We start from the raw sequence: 17,839 nt of genomic DNA on the forward strand, positions 1-17,839 counted from the left end.
CGGCTCAGGCCGTCTTCGGCGCCGGCGCGGCCGGGACCGGTTCGGCCAGCACGATGCCGGCCAGCGGCCGGCCGGAGTCGCGCCAGGCGTCGAGGCCGCCGCGCAGCGCGAGCGCGTCGGTGAAGCCGGCGTCCGACAGCCGTCTGGCCATCAGCACCGCCGACACCTCGTTCGGGCAGGCGCAGTAGGTCACGAACCTTTGCGACAGCGGATAGCGGGCGGCCAGATCGCGGATGTGCCGCTCGTCGGCGAACACCGCGCCGGGAATCGAGAACGGATCGAGGCGCCGATGCTCGGCGGTCCGCACGTCGATCACGACGGGCGGCGGCCCCGCATCGGCATGCAGCAGTCGATCGAGCTCGTCGACGCCGATGCGCGCGTGGACGAGCTGGCGCAGCAGCGCGCGGCGGCGCATCCAGCGCACGCTCGCGTAGAGCGCGAGCAGCACGGCGACGACGGCCAGCGCGGCGTGGCCGAGCCGGCTCGCGGCCGCCAACAGCCAGTCGATCTGCTCGGCGAACACGAGCCCGATCAGCAGCCCGGCCGCGGCCCACAGCAGCGCGCCGAGCGCGTCGTAGCCGACGAAGGTGCGATAGCGCGTGCCGAGCGCGCCGGCCAGCGGCACCGACACCAGCGACAGCCCCGGCACGAAGCGCGCGATCGCGAGCACGCGCACGCCCCAGCGACCGAAGAACTGCTCGGTTTTTTTCACGCAACTGTCGCGCGATAGCGACAGCCGGCAGATCGTCCTCAGCGTCTTGCCGCCGAAGCGGCGCCCCGCCGCGTACCAAGCCGAGTCGCCGAGCAGCGCCGCCGCCACCGACAGCAGCAGCACCGGCACCAGTTGCATGCCGAACACCTCGGGATGCAGGGTGGCCATCGCGCCGAACAGGACGAGCGTGGGCATTGCCGGCACGGGCAAGCCGAGCGCGGCGGCCAGCACGTTGACGAACACGATCAACGGCCCGTATCGGGCGATGAGGTCATGCAGCATGATCGATGGGTGAAATGCGAAAGCAGCGGGCGTGAGTCGGACACGCGAATCGGACGGGACCGATTATCGATCACTTTCGGGTCAAGGGAGCGTCGGCTGAACGGCCGGGCCGGAGGGCGGGAGGGTGGGGGTGAGCGATGCGCAACGCAAACGCTCACCGCCGGGCGGAACGACTCAGGAAGGCGTGCGTGCGAACGTGGCCACGCCGTGCGATTCGCCGGGCAGCTCGGCGCCGTGCGAGCGGATCGCGGCGATCAGTTCCGCCGGCGTGATCTCGTAACGCACCTCGCGATGGATGCCGGGCTTGCGCTCGTCGACCTCGATCAGCAGCACGCTTTTACCGTCATCGGTGGCTTCGAGCCGCAGCGAGCGTAGCTCGCGGCCGTCGGCTGCATCCAATTCGGTCAGCAGGGTCATCGCCCCGGAAGCACCGGTAGTGCGCATCGAACAGATCCTCGTGTCGTGTCAATGGAAGATATCGTGCTGCTAACTGCTCTGTTGCAGTGTAACGCGAACCGGCCAATCGCAACGAGAATTTCGAGTTCCGAGGCAGCGCGGGATGCCCGGCTGGCGCGAGGTATCGGGCGACCGGGCGGCGCCGGCCAGGCGGCGCGCCCGCTGCATTTCAAACCAGTCCGGTAACGTAATAGACGGCGATCACGAAGAACACCGCGAGCGTCTTGATCACCGTGACCGCGAAGATGTCGCGATACGACTGCCGGTGCGTGAGGCCGGTGACCGCCAGCAGCGTGATCACCGCGCCGTTGTGGGGCAGCGTGTCCATGCCGCCGCTGGCCATCGCCACCACGCGATGCAGCACTTCCATCGGAATCTGCGCGGCTTCGGCGCCCTTGATGAAGGTGTCCGACATCGCGGCCAGCGCGATGCTCATGCCGCCCGAGGCCGAGCCGGTGATGCCGGCCAGCGAGCTGACCGACACGGCGGCGTTGACGAGCGGGTTCGGGATGCTCTTGAGCGCGTCGCCGACCACGAGGAAGCCCGGCAGCGCGGCGATCACGCCGCCGAAACCGTATTCGGAGGCGGTGTTCATCGCCGCCAGCAACGCACCGCCGACGGCGGATTTGGTGCCGGTCGCGAAGCGCGCGCTCACGCGCGGGAACGCCGTGATCACCACCAGCAGGATGCCGAGCAGCAGCGCCGCCTCCACCGACCAGATCGCCACCACCGTCTTGATCGGGGTGGTGACGGGCGCGTGCAGGCCGGGCAGCACCTCGGGCGGCACGGTGTAGGTAGCGCCGCCGTACCACTGCGGAATCCACTTCGTCATCACGAAGTTCGCCACGCCCACCAGCACCAGCGGCGCGACGGCGAGCACCGGGTTCGGCAGCGCCTGCGTCTCGACGCGCTCCGGCTCGTTGACGAGCGAGGTGCCGTAGCCTTCGCCGGCCGCCATCGCCGCGCGGCGGCGCCATTCGAGGTAGCTCAGGCCCACCACGATGATGAACGCCGAGCCGATCGTGCCGAGCGCCGGCGCGGCCCAGGCCGTCGTCTTGAAGAACGTGGTCGGGATGATGTTCTGGATCTGCGGCGTGCCGGGCAGCGAGTCCATCGTGAACGAGAACGCGCCGAGCGCGATCGCCCCCGGCATCAGCCGCTTCGGAATGTTGCTCTGGCGATAGAGTTCGGCCGCGAACGGATAGACCGCGAACACGACCACGAACAGCGACACGCCGCCATAGGTGAGCAGCGCGCAGACCGCGACGATCACGGCGTTCGCGCGCGAGCGGCCGATGTAGCGAATCGCGGCCGCGACGATCGATTCCGAGAAGCCCGACAGCTCGATCACCTTGCCGAACACCGCGCCGAGCAGGAATACCGGGAAATACAGCTTGACGAAGCCGACCATCTTCTCCATGAAGATGCCCGAGAAGACGGGCGCGACGGCGGCGGGATCGGTCAGCAGCACCGCGCCGAGCGCGGCGATCGGCGCGAACAGGATCACGCTGTAGCCGCGATAGGCGGCGAACATCAGAAACGCCAGCGCGGCGAGGACGATGACGAAGGACAAGTGAGTCTCCTGATTGTTTGATTTCTGGCGCGGCGGCCGGACCCCGTCGTGCGAGTCGGCCCGCGCCGCGGCGCGCATCGGAGCGCGCAGGTTCCGTGCCAGTGTAATAGCCGCCTGACTGCGCGGCTGCCGCCCCGCACGCCGCGGTGCCGGCGCGCCCGATTCTACCGGGTTGTCCCGTTGCCGAGACGGTCGACGGGCACGCGCGGCGGCCCGATTCTGTCCGGTGGCGCGGCGCGGTCGGCGACGATGGCCGCAATCGCTTGCCAGGCCGGCCTTGGCGCGATTCCGGCGTGCGTTTGCTGCTGCGCGGCATGAGAGGATCCGCCCCGCTCGGAAGACGATGCCGCCAACCCGAGGCTATGCGCCGACGGCGACACGATGATGAACACCGGGTGAACCGGCCGGCGTTTGCGGCGGCGCCCCGGCACGTGCGTGCCGAATCGCCGTTGCGCAACGGCGGTGGTTCGAGCGCCGGCAACGCCGGTCGTCGATCGCCACGCCCGCCGGCGCAGGCGATACCGTTGCATTTGCAACGGTATCGCCTGCGCATGGGTTCGCCGGGTGGGAGCGCGGCTGTCGAGCGACGCGCCGGCGGGCGGCAACCGCCGCGTCATGGAAGCGGCCGCGCGAATCGGCACTGGCCGCGCGGCGTTTTACAAAGAAGATCGCGGTGCTCGGATTCGTGGCATGACGAATGCGAAGCCAATCGCGAATCGGAATGGGCGAGTGCCGAAATGGAAATCGGCGCGATGCCGACCGGTCTGTCGATTAATAGAAAATTCCGACGAATGTCGATAACGGGATGGGTTGGTGCGCTGCGCTTGGTCTGGTGAGGCATCGGCGCGCGGCGAACGGTTCGCGAAACCGCCGAATGCGGCGGGCGGCAGGCCCGCCGATGCCCATTCGCGACGCACTCGCTACGCACTCGCGCGGGCCGCGCAGGACCGGGCGCGCCGTGAAATCGCCCTGAAGCGGAGCGACGCCGGCGCGCGGCTTTGTCATTGATTCGCATGATATTCGTTTGCCGCGTTGTAATCTCGCAAATGCTCGCGCCGGTCGCAATCCATATCGCAACGCGGCAACGATCTTTGCGACTGGCGACATATCGCGCGAATGATAGCGTTCGGACCGCATTGAATTGACTTTGGACCGTTGCGGCATGGCATACTCGCGTCGTCCCAAAAGTAGATTGACTGGAAACCGCCCATGAAACATCGATTGGCGAAGCTGCCCTCGCCACGCAAGCCCGCCGTGCAACTGGCATTGTCGATCGCTTTGCTCGCGAGTCTCGCGGGATGCGGCGGCGGCGCCCCGCTGTTTACGCCCGACGGCCGCGCGACCGTGCAAGTCCAATGCCCCGAAGCCGGCCCGTGGGACACTTGTCTGCAAAATGCCCGCGGCATTTGCGACGGCAATTTCGACACGATTCGCCAATCGGTCGACGACGGCACCCGCACCCTGCTCTTCGCCTGCCGTGTCGGTGCGGCCCATTAGCGGTGGCATTGACGGCCCGGCGTGCGATGCGAAAAAACACGTACTCCGGGTAAATTGATTTCTATACTGTCCAAATAACCAATCACGGAGCCGAATTCGATATGGCGACCTACCGGCAACTGACCGTCCAGCTCGAAAAGCTGCAACAGAAAATCGACAAGGAGCGCGAAAAGGCCATCTCGGACGCGATCGCCGATATCAAGGCGAAAATCGCGGAATACGACATCACGCCTGAAGAACTCGGGTTCCGGAGCGCCGCTGCCGCAACGAAGCCCAAAAAGCCGTTGCCGCCGAAATACCTGAATCCGAAGACCGGCGAGACCTGGAGCGGCCGAGGCCGCGCGCCGGCTTGGCTCGGCAAGAACCGGAACCGCTTCCTGATCAAGGACTGATCCCGGAAAGTCTCACCTTTGGCGCCTGCTGAAACGGTGCGGATCGACTTCAGGTCGTTCGCGCCGTTTTGTTTTGCCGTTTTACGGCCGGCCGCTTTTCCTGTGAAACAATTGGCTTGTTTTGTTTCCCGAGTCAGCCAAACTGCAAAATCGCCTTGCATTCACGATAAATACAAGGCGAATACGCCATATATCGCGGAGCTCCGCTCGAGATGGCAATGATTCGGCGGACCGCGGGCCGGCATCCTGATGCGCGATGGGCAGAGGGGGCCGAATGGGTTTCGACCGCTTTCGGTGATGCGGCAGCACGTGAATGGCGCACCTCCCGAATCAACTCACCTTTGCCGGCGTGGGCCTGCGCTCCGGCTCCCGAAACTCCTCACCTTTGCCTGCGCCGACCGGGCGGCGGGCCTCCGATGCGGGCCGGGCGGTGGTCGGCCGCGCGGCGGCAGCTTCCAATGCGCCTTCATCGCCGCGCGAATTGACGTAGCTGCACACCCGGCCGTTTGGCCTATAGGCAGGCTCCGGGCGTTCACCTATCCTACCGCTGACTGTCGCGTTTCCCGCGTCATGCCGAAGGAGCCCGCCGTGACCGTCCGTAATCTCGATGCGTTGTTTCAGCCGAAATCCGTGGCCGTGGTGGGCGCGTCCCGGCGCGCCGGCAGCCTCGGCGCGATCGTGTGGGCTCGCGTGCTGGACGGCGGATTTGCCGGGCCGATCTGGCCCGTCAATCCCAAGTACGACGAACTGAACGGACATCCGGTGTTCGCGCGCGTGGCGCGGCTGCCGCAGCCACCGTCGGTGGCGCTCGTCTGCACCCCGCCCGCCAGCTGGCCCGGCATCGTGCGCCAGCTCGGCGAGCTGGGCGCGCGCTGCGCGATCCTGGTCGGCGAGGCGCGCACGGCCGGCGAGCGCGCCTCGGTCGAGCGCGCGCTCGCCGCAGCGAAGCCGTATCTGCTGCGCATCGTCGGGCCCGGCAGCCTCGGCGTGGTGACGCCGCAGCTGAATGCGCACTTCGGCGCGCCGGCCTGCTGCGTGAGCGCGGGCGGCGTCGCCTGGGTCTCGCAGTCGAACGCGCTGACGAATGCCGCGCTCGGCTGGGCAAAGGCACGCGGGCTCGGTTTCTCGCATGCGGTCGCGCTCGGCGACGAGGCCGACGTCGATGCGGGCGACGTGCTCGACTACCTCGCGAGCGATCCCGATACGCGCGCGATCCTGCTCGAACTCGACAGCATCAGGTCGGCGCGCAAGTTCATGTCGGCCGCGCGCGCGGCGGCGCGCAACAAGCCGGTGCTGGCGCTGCACACGGGCCGCACCGATGCCGGCGACGCGTTGTATACGGCCGCGTTCCAGCAGGCGGGCATGGTGCGCGTCGATGCGCTCGACGATCTGCTCGACGAGATCGAAACGCTCGGCGTCGGGCGCGTCACGGCGAGCGACGCGGTCACCGTCGTCACCAGCGATGCCGGCGTCGCGCGGCTCGCCGTCGATGCGCTGGCCGCCGTCGGCGACATGCGGCTCGCACCGTGGCCGTCGGCCGCCACGGCCGCGTTGGCCACCGTGCTGCCGCTGCCGCCCGGCATCGAGGCCGGCAATCCGCTGCTGCTCGGCGACAACGTGCGGCCGGAAGATTTCGGCGCCGTCGTGCGCGCGCTCGGCAAGCTGGGCGGCACCGGCACGCTGTTCGTTGTCCACGCAACTTCCCACAATGCGCCGGTCGAGGCGGTGGCGCGCGAACTGATCGAGGCGAAGCGCGCCTCGTCGCACGGCGTCGTGGCCTGCTTTTTCGGCGGCGTCGACGCGCTCACGCGCGATGCGCTGCATGCGCAGGGCATTCCCGTGCACACCACGCCGCAGCGGCTCGCACGCGCCTACGCGCGGCTCGTCGAGTACCGGCATGGCCGCGAGCTGCTGATGCAGACGCCGGAAGGCCTGCCGCCCGAGCCGCCCGCCGCGGTGGCGCGTGCGCGGGACGAGGCGCGCGAGGCCGCCGCGCGCGGCCCGACCAAGCTCGACGGCGCGGGCGCGGCGGGCTGGCTCGCGCATTTCGGATTGCAGCCGTTCACGCCCGGCGAGCCGGGCGGTGCCGAGTCGGCCGACACGGGCAGCGGCGTGATCGTCGAAATGACGGTCGACATGTTCGACGATCCGAACTTCGGCCCGGTGTTCCGCTACGCGGTGCCGGCCGCGGACGGCATCTCGGCGCCGCTCGTCGTGTACGGGCTGCCGCCGTTCAATACCGTGCTGGCCCGCGCGGTCGTGAGGCGTTCGCCCTATGCACGCCGCGCGGCGCCCGAGCCGCTGCTCGACGTGCTGACGGCGCTGTCGCTGGCGGTATGCGAGGTGCGGGAGCTCGTGTCGCTGTCGTTGGTGCTGCGCGTGCTGCCGCGCCGCGTCGTATTTCGCGATGCGCGCCTGCGCTTCGCGGCGGGCCGCAGCCGGCTCGCGATCATGCCTTATCCGCGGCACCTCGAACAGCGCGTCGATTGGCACGGCACCACGATGACGGTGCGGCCGATCCGGCCCGAGGACGAGGCCGCGCATACGGCGCTGCTCGACGCGATGACGCCCGATGATCTGCGCATGCGCTTCTTCGGCGCGATCCGCAGCTTCGATCATTCCCAGGTCGCGCGGATGACGCAGATCGACTACGACCGGGAGATGGCCCTGATCGCCACCGTCGATGATCAGGACGGCAAGCGGCAGACGCTCGGCGTCGTGCGGGCCGTGGCCGACCCCGACAACGAGACGGCCGAGTTCGCGATCGCGATCCGCGCGGACCAGAAGGGCAAGGGACTCGGGCGGCTGCTGATGGCGCGCATCATCGACTACGCGCGCTCGCGCGGCACGCAGTGGCTCGTCGGCGAGGCGCTGCGCGAGAACGGCGCCATGATCGGCCTCGCGCGCGCCTCGGGGTTCACCGTCGCGTCGACCGCGGAGCCCGGTGTCGTCGGGTTCCGCTTGAAGCTGCAAGCGTGAATGCGCGGCGTGCCGCGGCGCGTGGAGATCGCAGGCGCGCCCGGCAGGCCGTCATGGCGCACGGCGGCGATCGGCGCGAAGGTGAGCCGATACGGGATCGATGGTGAGGCAGAGAGGGCCGCGCGTGGCGCCCGTCCGGGGCATGACGGCAGCGGCGCTGCCGTGTCGGCGGCGCCTGTTCGGGGATGTGGCGCAACGGCGGGTGGTGCGGCCCGCTGAGCTTGAGCGGCTCGAATGACGCTGCGGGCCGGTGCAACGGGAGGTGTGATAGCGGGCGGCCGCAACTGGAAGGCTTGCCAGGCTCCCGGTGGCTTCCGGCTGCGGCCCGAGTCGAGCGCCCGGCCGGGCCGCGGCCCGGCTGGGCGAGCCGCGCTCAGGCAGGCCGCCCGGGATGCCAGTTCAGGCCGCCAGCTTGTGCGACGCGTCGTCGATCTGTGCGCGCGACAACGCGAGTTCCTCGAGCAGCGCCTCGGCATAGACGGCGCCCGTCTCGCGCTCGAGCCGCGCGATCGTCAGCGCGCAACGCGCGGTGTCCTTCGGCATCGCGATGAAGCGCTTGACCGATTCGCCGGTCGTGAATGCCTCGAACAGCGCAGCGCGCACGTCGTCGGGCAGCGTCTTGGTCCATTGGTAAGGCTTGCCGTTGAAGGTGATCGACGGCGGCAGCACACGCTCTTTCTTGCTGGCCGAGATCAGGCCATAAGTACGCGCGGCGTCGCCGATCTGCTCGGGGGAGAACAGCTCGTCCGGCGAAATGTCGAATTGCGAGATGTAGGTTTCGATCGCCTGCATCGCGGCGGCGCGGTCGTCGCGCTTCTTCTGGGCGCGGGCAACGATGTCGCGCAGTTCGTCCGCCTCCTCGGGCGTGATCGTGAAGCTTGCCTGCTTCTGCTGAAGTTCGGAGAAACGCTGGAATTCGAGATCGGTCAGAAGTTTGGCCATGAGGGTCATCGTGCGGGCACCGTCCGGATGGCGGCGCCGGATTGCAAAAGGGCCGCCATTTTAGCGTCGCGCGCCGCTGCGATCCAGCGCGCGTTCCTGGCCGGCCGGCACTGGCCTGCATCGCGGCGCGGCCAGCCACGCCGCCCACGCGGGCGGCCGATTCGCGAGCGGGCCTGCGCGGGCGGCCGACGCCGGCCCCGCGTGCCCTCACGGCCCCGCCCCGGGTTCGTCGCTGCCGGTGCCGAGCGAGTCGCGGCACCGGCGCCGTGGCGGGGCGGCATATTCGCCTGCCGCGGCGGTGCCCGCCGGCCGCGCGCGCTATGCGTGCGCGCGGCCTCGCCGGCCCGGAAAGCGAAGCGGCGGAATGCGCCGCCCGTGCGCGGCGCTCGGCGCGACCTCGGGCCCCGCGGGGCTTTCACGCGTTGCCGAGCCAGGTCACATGCCCTTCGGGCGAACCAATCGCCCTGTAGAAAATATTGGCCTGGGCGGCAACCGACTGATGAGCGAGCGGGATTTTGTCCGGATATAGGAAGCCAGCGGAAGCCGATTTTTGTGCGCGGCACGGTCATGCGAAAACCATACGAAACCGCGTAGAATCGTTTGCGGACTGCGCCGCGAGCCGCCGCCGTGCATGGTGCGGGAAGCCGGCGTGAGGTCTTAGCGGCATCGAGCGACCCCTACCGTGATGAATGGCTCATTGTAGTGTGAAGAGTCGAGCGCCTCGTTAAACATCTCCCATTCCGATGATCGGCAGCGTTCGTGCATACCGCCTCATCCCGGCCGCGGGATGTGGATGGCGGCCACGATCGCCGCTGATCGCGGAGGTCTCACGCGACGTTCCTTTTTACTCGCCAGTCATGCCACGGAGCCCATCATGGATCGCGCCAAGCCGTCGTTTCTCCTAGACGAATCGCTGCTCGCGAATCCGCCCACCTCGCCCGCCGGACTGCCTTCGCGCAGCGAGCGGCTGCCGTTTACGATCCGTGCCGAGGTCGGCGATCGCAGCCGCGACGCGGTGGTCCTGCTGGCGCAGTCGCGGCTCGACCACGAGCCGGTCGGCACGATGCGCATCCAGAGCAACGCACACGGGCCGCTGCCGCTCGAGGCGTCGGTGGCGCTGCCGGCGCAGATGGCGGGCTGCCGGCTGGCCGAGGCGACCCAGCTCACGGTGCGCGACGGCCTGATGGGCCGCGCCGTGAAGGTGGCGCTCTGCAAGGCGCTCCTGATCTACTGCCGGGCGGCCGCGATCGACTGGGTCCTGATCGCCGCGCGCGCGCCGCTCGACCGCGATTTCGAGGCGATGTTGTTCGACGACCTGCATGGCGCGCAAGCGACCTTTCCCATGACGCATCTCGGCGGCCAGCCGCACCGCCTGATGGCCAAGCGCGTGGCCTCCGCCCAGCGCCGCTGGGCCGAAGTCCAGCATCCGCTCTATGGCTGCATGTTCGAGACCCAGCACCCGGACATCGACGTCATTCCCCGCCGCGCCTGATCCGTTCGACAGGCCCTGGCGGGCGCCGCGACGAGCCCGTTTGGTGCCGCGCGTGCTGCCCGCGGACTTCCGGTTGTCGAGCCGGGGCATGGCCAACCTCATTGCTTCCTGAAAAGAATTAATAAAATTGAATTTGGATCAAACCTATTAGAATCGGAAGCATTTCAGCACGCGACAGGAGACGACAGACATGCGGCTGTCAGGATGGGGATCAAGGTTCAGACAGCTGGCTGGCGGATATCGGTTCGACCGCTGGTTCGACGTTTTCTCGATCCATCTGATGCTCGTGCTGGTGATCGTGACCGTGCTGTTCCTGACGATCTCGCCATCGAGCGATGGCGTCATCGATGCGGCACCGCTCGGCTTTCGTGCCTGGCTCGACCGCGGCGGCCAGGCCTCGCCGGCCGATGCCCTGGCGGCCACGCGCGGTGCGCCCCTCACGCAGCGTTTCGGCACGCACCTGTCCGAGCAGCCGGTCTGGATGCTGCTCGACCCCGGTGTGCATGCCGGCGGCAGCCCGCCCGCGCCCGCCCTGACCGCCTCCCACGATTCGCACGACTACCTGGCTTTTCCGTCGCGGCACGCCCGCTCGCTGTCGTGCTGGAACGCGGGCACGCTCGCCCCGCTCGGCAGCGCCGAGCGGGGCGCGACGCATGGCGCGCTGCACGCGGCCGGCACCGGTTTCGCGCTGCGGCTCGACGCGCCCGGCGCGCCGGGCGCCGCAGATGAGCCGGCGGCGGTGCTGTGCCGCGGCCGGTACGGCGGGCCGGCCTATCTGACGGCGAGCCGGCTGTCGCGCGCCGCGCTGGTGGAAACGCGCCTGCAGTTCGAGCGCAACGCCTCGCTGATCAGCGGCGGCTTGCTCACGCTGGCCGTCTTCATCTTCGTGATCGCGCTGATCAATCGCGAATGGACCTACATCGTGTTCGCGGCCTGGCTGCTCGGCAACCAGCGGCTCGCCGCGAACGCGCTCGGCTTCGACGACGCGTGGCTCGCCCATCTGCTCCCGCCGGCCTGGATCGACCTGATTCGGCAGCTCACCTTCGCGATCTACTACGTCGTCACGACCTCGCTGTTCGTGCGGCTGTTCCGGCGCGAGCTGGCGCAACTGCCGCTGCGATGGCTGCTGAAGGGGGTGCGGGTCGGCGGCGGCGTGCTGCTGCTGCTCGCCTTCACGCTGCCGTACCGCTGGTTTCTCCCGCCGCTCTGGACGCTGGCCGGCGCGGGCATGCTGGTGCTGCTGCTGTTGCTCGGGCAGATGCTGTGGCGCGTGCGCACGCGCACCATGATCTGGTATGCCGCGTCGCTGAGCGTGGTGCTGTTCGCGATCCTGTCGGAAGTGTTCGCCGCCGCGTTGGGCACGCCGCTGCTGTTCGGCGGCCTGAATCCGGTGGTCACCTCGCTGGCCGCGAGCATGCTCGCGGCGTTCGCGATCGCCGAGCAGCAGCGCGCCGACCGCCAGCGCCGCCGCGAGTCCGAATCCGATCTGCGCAACACCTACGCGCTCACGCCGATCGGACTGTTCACGCTCGATCCGGCCGGCCGCTTCACGCGCGCCAATCCGGCGCTGCTGTCGATGCTGTCGCTGGCGCAGGACGCCTATCGCACGCGCTACTGGACCGAGTGCTTCGGCGCGAGCGCCTGGCGGCGCCTTTGCGAGCTCGCGCGGCAGGGCGGCGCGGGCGCGATCGAGATCGCCGGCCCGGCCGCGGCCGGCACCGCGCGGCGCCGCTATTCGGTGCGCGCGAGCTTTTCCGGGGGCGCCTATCAAGGCTCGATCGAGGAGGTGACCGAGCGCGCCGAGGCGCTGGAGCGGCTGCATTTTCTTGCCGACCACGATTCGTTGACGGGGGCGCTGAACCGGCGTGGCATCGAGCGCCGGCTGGCGTCGCTCATCGGCACGCGCGCGCGCGGGTCGGTCGCCTACGTCGATCTCGAACCGTTCAAGGTGATCAACGACATGTTCGGCCACGCGGCCGGCGACGAGGTGCTCTGCCAGCTCGTCGCGCGCATGACCGGCTGCCTCGCGCCGCGCGGCGCGATCGGCCGGATCGGCGGCGACGAGTTCGTCTGCGTGTTTCCGGAGATCGACGTGGACGAGGCCGCCGCGCTTTGCGAACAGCTCGCCGAGACGATCGGCGCGCAGCCCTATCAGATCGGCAGCCGCACCGTGCGCGTGCGGGCCTCGATCGGCGTGGTGGAGTGCCTGCCCGCCATGTCGGTCCACGACATGATCGCGCACGCCGATCTGGCCTGCCGCGAATCGAAGCGCGACGGCACCGGCCGCATCATCGTCTATCGCAGCGATTCGCGCGACTTCGAGCGCCGCATGCGCGACCTCGCGCTGATCGGCACGCTCAGCGAGGAAGCGGTGCCCGAGGGGCTGGTGCTGGCGATGCAGCCGATCGTGTCGGTCACGCACGCGGGCGAGGCGCTCGATTTCGAGGTGCTGCTGCGCCTGAGGCGCGAGGACGGCACGCTCCTGAGCGCGGCCGATTTCATCGACGCGGTCGAGCGGCTCGGCACCATCGGCGCGATCGATCTGTGGGTGCTGTCCTCGGTGCTCGCCTGGATCGAGCGCAACCAGGCGACGCTCGCCAAGACGCGCTTCATCTGCGTGAACCTGAGCGGCGCGTCGCTGAACGACGAGCGCATCGTCGCCGAGATGTTCCGGCGCCTGGAGGCGCACGCCTCGATCGCGCACCTGCTGTGCCTGGAAATCACCGAGACGGTCGCGCTGCACGACCTGAAGACGAGCCAGCACTTCGTGGCGCGCGCGCACGACATGGGCGTCCGCATCGCGCTCGACGATTTCGGCGCGGGCCACACTTCATTCAAGTACCTGAAGGCGCTGTCGGCCGACGCGCTGAAGATCGACGGCGAGTTCGTGCGAAGCATGTGCGAGCACCCGGCCGACATCGCGATCGTCGAATCGATCGTCGATCTGGCCAGGAACCTCGGCATGCGCACCATCGCCGAGTGGGTCGAGGACACCCGGACCTTCGAGGCGCTGCGCGCGATCGGCGTGGACTACGTGCAGGGCTACGCGGTCGGCCGGCCGGTGCCGCCCGAGCAGATCCTCGCGGCCGACTCGGCGCTCGATTTGGTGCCGCTCGACGCGATCCGCCGCGCGCTGGCCGCGCCGGCCGCGGCCGATGCCTCGCGTGACGGCCACTGAACGGGACATGAGCGCGGCTGGCGTGCGCCGCCAGCGGCACGAGAGCTAGAAGTCGGTCGTCATCGACAGCCAGATCGAGCGCGGCGCGCCCTGCGTCAGGTAACCGCCCACGGCCGACGCCCAGTACGACTGGTTGGCGACGTTGCGCACCATCACGCGCAACGTGGTCGGTTTCCTGAACAGCTCGGTCCGGTAGCGCGCGCCGAGGTCGAAGCGGTTCCACGACGGGATCGACAATGTGTTGGCCAGGTCGAGGTATGCCGGGCTGGTGTGGATCCAGCGTGCCGTCAGCGTCGCGCCGGCGAGGAACGGCAGGTCGTACTCGGCATTCGCGGTGAACGTGAACCTCGGCACGCCGATCGGGCGCTTGCCGTCGCTCGTGCCGCCCGCGGTGTCCCGCAGCGTCGCGTCGATGTAGCTGGCACCGGCGATCAGGCGCAGGCCCTTGAGCGGTTCGCCGTTGATCGACGCCTCGATGCCGCGATGGCGCTCCGTGCCGTCGGCCGCGAACACCCGGGTAGCCGGATTGGTGTAGGCCAAGTAGCGCGCCGTTTAATTTGACCCAGCCTGACGTTTAATTTGACCCAGCAATTGCCGGTGCGGCAGGCCAGTCAGGAAGCGCAACACCGAGGTCAACCTTTTTGAGTGCTCGGGCATAGACGATCCATTGTCGTGCCAGCGCCTTCTCTGCCTCTGTTGCGTTCCCAAGTAGCATGGCTGTCTGAAGCGGTGTCAGGGCAACGCTCGCCCGCTCCAGAAGCCAATCACGATACGCGGTGTTCCGTGCACGGATTTGATCTGGCGATGGCGGAGCCGGGTCAAGCAGGATCGGCCTTTCTTTGTCATCCACGGCCATCACCTTGCCGTTTGCGGCTCCCTCCAAGAGCCATGCTTGCTCATCCTCTGAGATTTTAATGAATGGCAGTGCTTCCGGCATCGATTGATCGTCCCCGAAAGCGCAGATATGCCGTTGTGTGTCAAAAGCTGCGTAGATCACGCTCATTTTCTTATACTCCAATAGCCCGGTAGAAAACCTTCCAGTATTGCCCCGTAACGCCAGCGTCATTGGAGACTCGAACCTTCACACCATTCTGGGTCATGGTTCCATCAACGACGATCATCATTGCAGCACCGACGCCAGCGTGATTTCCGACGACGTTGAAGCAGGCGGTCGGAAACCGCTTCGGGAACACGAAATTGATTTCACCGTTTGCATCTGTGACGCCACTTCCCCATTGCTCGATGTACCCGGTTGGCAATCTCTGAAAGCCGGTAGCTGCCAGCGATGAACTGAACAATGTGGAAAATTTCAGCGCAGCTGTTCCGCCCACAATGTTCCATTCGCCAGAACCGCGCGACATCAATTTGAGCGTCTCTCCAGGCTGAAGCGCGATAACGACGACCCGATTACCGGGAACGGTGATCGTGTCGAAACCCTGAACGGCGATGGCCATCACCGATCCACTCGTGCCGTTGTTGAAGAACGTAATAGCGCTGCCGACTGGCATCGTGGCCCCTAACGGCAAGGTCACTGTGATTGATGCGGACGCGTAGCTCTGGATTGCAAAGCCGGCGAAATCCGCAGTTAAGGTCGTATCCGCCTTGGTGCCAGCGAAACCAGAAAAAGAGCCGAGTGCACGCAGAACAAAAGACGTCGTTGCGAGCCGAGTCGTGTTGTCGAACTGCGGGGCAAGTGGCGCTTGAGGCGATCCCCTAAATGCCGGCGAATCGAACGGCGCAAATGTTGCGACCAGCGCATCGCGAAATCGCGTGTAGGACGCAGGATCGTCTGGGTTGAATGCCTTACCGGTGATGCCGCCCAGCCTCAGCACCTCCATCAGACTCCAGATCACCATGTTGCCGTCATTACCCGACCATGCTGTCGGCATCGCGATGCTGTCGCTGTGCATGCGGTGCCCGGTCCCGCCATGCACCACATTGTCGATACTGGTTGTGTAGTCCATTCAGGTGCCTCTCTACAGATAAATCACGTTGATTTGAAAGCGCGCCGGAGCGATCCGGGCGAGCAGGCATTCAATTTCAGTACCGTCTTGGGAGCAGATTCGAAGGCGCTGGCCGACACGATTCCGGCCGACGCGAAACGGCTGGCACAGGTACAGCACCTTGACGTTGAGCACGCCGTTAAGGGCACCGAGTCGATCGCCGACGCGGTTGCGGCCGACGCGAAACGGCGTCGAGTACCAGACTTCGACCTGGTAGCCGTAGCGCGCGAGATAGGCGGTGATCGCGGCCGGACTTTCCGCCGAGCTATCGTCATAGGCCAGATCGACATCGCCGCGCAGGCGCGCCAACATATTCGTGCGCCGCTGTTCTTCGTCTCGTTCGCCTGCGAAGCACGGATCGGGCAGGCCCAGCGCTTCTTCCCATTCCTCCAGGCGGGAACATGTCCGATGCGGAATCCATTGGCGTACGGCGCTTTTGGCCCAGTCGTGATGCTCGCGCAATACCGCTGCCCACGCTTTCAGCCACCGCATCACGACCGATCCCGGCGCGCGCGGAAACGCGAAACCGGGCGGTAGCAGGTGCACCAAGGCTTGCCAGAATTTGTCCATCAACGGAACGCCACCGAGCGGAGAACCAGAATCTGGAAAGTGCCGGCGACCAGAAACCCACCCTCGGTGAGCACGGGCTGGACAAAGCTGTGGTCGAACTCACCGGGGGCCGTCGACACCGCCTCGCGCAAGTGCGTGTGCGGGATGCGACCATGTGGCACGGCCTCGCGGAAAAACAGGTCTTTCAGTTCCAGCTTGATCGCATCGCGCGTGGCGGTGGTGTCGGGCGTGATCTGCAGCACGATGTCGACAAACAAAGGATCGGGAATAAGCACAAACAGCTCGTCGGGCGGCCCACGCTTCGGATCGCGGATGTAGTCGTACACCGCTTGTCGTTGCACCTCGGTCGGCAGGCCGTACGGTTCGTTGTTGTCGGCCATGATGACGACGCCGGCCGATGTTGGGCCGCTGGGATTGCGAATGCCCCAGGCGCGGGTGATACCCGGCACCGACAGCGCCCATCGCTCATAGTCGCCGGGCGCACTGCCGCGCGGCGGGTTGGCCAGCCGCTGGCTCAGCCGATAAATCGCCTCCTGGTCGGTTTCCCGGTCGGTGCCGCCGCTGAGTCCGGCCGGACCGATCTTGAACGTCGCGTCGACGCCGGGCACCGTTGCAACCAACTCCAGCAATGTATCGGCGGCAAGGTTGCCGGCGCGGCCCGGCGTATCGCATGCGAGCTTGGGCTTTATCGTGGTGTCGGCCGCTACGCTGACATCCTCCAGCACCGTGAACGTCAGATCGTTGTCGGCGCGCAGCACGCTGCTGGCCGCCAGCTTCGCGCCAACGACGCCGGAACCGACTGCCACGCCTTGCGCGACGATCGCGTCCTTTCGGGGCAGGCCGTAGGCGACCAGCCAGTCGTCCAGAAACTCGTCGACGGCCTTGGTCGGAATCGCCTGGCGAGCAATGAAGTCGCACAGATAGCGGTACGCGCCGTGAATTCCGACGCCCTGGACGAACGCCTGCACTTCGATGTTAGACCGGGCCAGCGCGATGTCGGTCGCGGACAGCGCATCGCCCTGGGCAATCGCAGCGTCGGTCAAGCCCTGTTGCAGCTCGCGCGCGGCATTGTCTTTCAGTTCAGCGATGGTCGGAATAACAACTTGGACGGACGTGCTCATGCGACAGCCCTCCGCAGCGTAGTACCCCACAGCACGTCATACACCGGCCGGTCGGATTCGCCTTGGTAGATGCGCGGCCGCAGCGCCAAGCACTCATCGCCGGTGCCGGTCCATGTCGCGATCACGTCGACGCGGCTGGCCACGTCGGTGCGGACCATCCACTGCAGGGATTCCCACGCGGCGAAGCGCGCGCGTTCCAGCATATCGACGCTCGATTTCGAGACGTAGCAAAGCCAGAGGTGCGAACCCCACGTATCGGACTCGTCGCGCGGCGCGTCCGTCGCCGGCGTGGCGAACTCGTCGCCACACCAGCCGCGTCGGTCGGTCTGGTTGTGCGGCAGAATTACGTCCGCGTCGGCGCGGCGATCGCAGAACAGCGACAGAATTACCGCCGTGCAAAGGCTGTCGTCCAGTTTGAGCGCGCGGATTTCTAACGCCTGGACGTGATGGCCGGCTGCAACGCAGGGGTTCGAATAGTCGTGCCATGCGCTTTCGCCGGCGCGGCCGGTTCGTACGACGCTCCAGTCGAACGGTAGCGTCAGGGCGGCGGCAGAAGTGGTGGAATTGGTCAGGATGTCGATCATGGTGGCCAGCGCTTGAACTGGCTTCATGATCGTTTCAAGCGATGTTTAAGTCGCTGTG

At 67.3% G+C, this 17,839-nt stretch carries 14 protein-coding genes and 1 pseudogene; 5 read left to right on the forward strand and 10 right to left on the reverse strand.

All coding sequences use genetic code 11. From position 1 onward, the window contains the following. Nucleotides 1-4 precede the first annotated feature (4 nt). The 3 genes from KS03_RS03335 to KS03_RS03345 form a co-directional block, all read right to left on the reverse strand. Nucleotides 5-994 (reverse strand): DedA family protein/thiosulfate sulfurtransferase GlpE, encoded by a 990-nt coding sequence (locus KS03_RS03335; RefSeq protein ID WP_015878183.1) that lies wholly within the window; start codon nt 992-994, stop codon nt 5-7. A 174-nt stretch (nt 995-1,168) separates the two neighbouring features. Next, nucleotides 1,169-1,438 carry a hypothetical protein gene (locus KS03_RS03340; protein ID WP_015878182.1) on the reverse strand — a complete coding sequence of 90 codons (270 nt, stop codon included), beginning with the start codon at nt 1,436-1,438 and terminating at the stop codon, nt 1,169-1,171. Nucleotides 1,439-1,619: 181 nt separating this feature from the next. Beyond that, nucleotides 1,620-3,023, reverse strand: coding sequence for a GntP family permease (locus KS03_RS03345; RefSeq protein ID WP_015878181.1), 1,404 nt, complete (start codon nt 3,021-3,023; stop codon nt 1,620-1,622). A 1,209-nt stretch (nt 3,024-4,232) separates the two neighbouring features. On the opposite strand from KS03_RS03345, the gene KS03_RS32580 reads away from it, so the two are divergent. From KS03_RS32580 to KS03_RS03360, 3 genes are all read left to right on the forward strand, one after another. Beyond that, nucleotides 4,233-4,520, forward strand: a complete 288-nt coding sequence (locus KS03_RS32580) for a hypothetical protein (protein ID WP_015878180.1) — start codon at nt 4,233-4,235, stop codon at nt 4,518-4,520. A gap of 101 nt (nt 4,521-4,621) precedes the next feature. Continuing rightward, nucleotides 4,622-4,912 carry an H-NS histone family protein gene (locus KS03_RS03355; RefSeq protein ID WP_015878179.1) on the forward strand — a complete coding sequence of 97 codons (291 nt, stop codon included), beginning with the start codon at nt 4,622-4,624 and terminating at the stop codon, nt 4,910-4,912. 588 nt (nt 4,913-5,500) lie between these two features. Next, complete coding sequence (locus KS03_RS03360) at nt 5,501-7,891, forward strand: bifunctional acetate--CoA ligase family protein/GNAT family N-acetyltransferase (protein ID WP_015878178.1); 2,391 nt, start codon at nt 5,501-5,503, stop codon at nt 7,889-7,891. A gap of 399 nt (nt 7,892-8,290) precedes the next feature. Here KS03_RS03360 and KS03_RS03365 read toward each other — a convergent pair whose 3' ends face one another. Beyond that, nucleotides 8,291-8,842: a hypothetical protein gene (locus KS03_RS03365; RefSeq protein ID WP_015878177.1), complete on the reverse strand. Its 552-nt coding sequence runs from the start codon at nt 8,840-8,842 to the stop codon at nt 8,291-8,293. An 865-nt stretch (nt 8,843-9,707) separates the two neighbouring features. On the opposite strand from KS03_RS03365, the gene KS03_RS03370 reads away from it, so the two are divergent. Both KS03_RS03370 and KS03_RS03375 read left to right on the forward strand, forming a co-directional pair. Further along, on the forward strand, nt 9,708-10,325 hold the full coding sequence (locus KS03_RS03370; RefSeq protein ID WP_015878176.1) for an N-acyl amino acid synthase FeeM domain-containing protein: 618 nt from the start codon (nt 9,708-9,710) through the stop codon (nt 10,323-10,325). Between the two features lie 190 nt (nt 10,326-10,515). Next, nucleotides 10,516-13,503 (forward strand): putative bifunctional diguanylate cyclase/phosphodiesterase, encoded by a 2,988-nt coding sequence (locus KS03_RS03375; protein ID WP_015878175.1) that lies wholly within the window; start codon nt 10,516-10,518, stop codon nt 13,501-13,503. A gap of 45 nt (nt 13,504-13,548) precedes the next feature. Here KS03_RS03375 and KS03_RS03380 read toward each other — a convergent pair. The 6 genes and pseudogenes from KS03_RS03380 to KS03_RS03400 all read right to left on the reverse strand — a co-directional run. Next, nucleotides 13,549-14,043: pseudogene (locus KS03_RS03380) on the reverse strand (TonB-dependent receptor domain-containing protein); the annotation flags it as partial. Between the two features lie 34 nt (nt 14,044-14,077). Next, nucleotides 14,078-14,506, reverse strand: coding sequence for a tail fiber assembly protein (locus KS03_RS29420; protein WP_015878174.1), 429 nt, complete (start codon nt 14,504-14,506; stop codon nt 14,078-14,080). A 4-nt stretch (nt 14,507-14,510) separates the two neighbouring features. Further along, nucleotides 14,511-15,467: a gp53-like domain-containing protein gene (locus KS03_RS03385; RefSeq protein WP_015878173.1), complete on the reverse strand. Its 957-nt coding sequence runs from the start codon at nt 15,465-15,467 to the stop codon at nt 14,511-14,513. Between the two features lie 12 nt (nt 15,468-15,479). Next, nucleotides 15,480-16,076 carry a putative phage tail protein gene (locus KS03_RS03390; protein ID WP_015878172.1) on the reverse strand — a complete coding sequence of 199 codons (597 nt, stop codon included), beginning with the start codon at nt 16,074-16,076 and terminating at the stop codon, nt 15,480-15,482. Next, nucleotides 16,076-17,197, reverse strand: a complete 1,122-nt coding sequence (locus KS03_RS03395) for a baseplate J/gp47 family protein (RefSeq protein WP_017432231.1) — start codon at nt 17,195-17,197, stop codon at nt 16,076-16,078. The genes KS03_RS03390 and KS03_RS03395 overlap by 1 nt, the downstream gene beginning before the upstream one ends. Then, nucleotides 17,194-17,808: a phage GP46 family protein gene (locus KS03_RS03400; protein ID WP_015878170.1), complete on the reverse strand. Its 615-nt coding sequence runs from the start codon at nt 17,806-17,808 to the stop codon at nt 17,194-17,196. The genes KS03_RS03395 and KS03_RS03400 overlap by 4 nt, the downstream gene beginning before the upstream one ends. Nucleotides 17,809-17,839 lie beyond the last annotated feature (31 nt).

Origin of the sequence: Burkholderia glumae LMG 2196 = ATCC 33617, from assembly GCF_000960995.1 — a bacterium.
Classification (GTDB): Bacteria; Pseudomonadota; Gammaproteobacteria; order Burkholderiales; family Burkholderiaceae; genus Burkholderia; species Burkholderia glumae.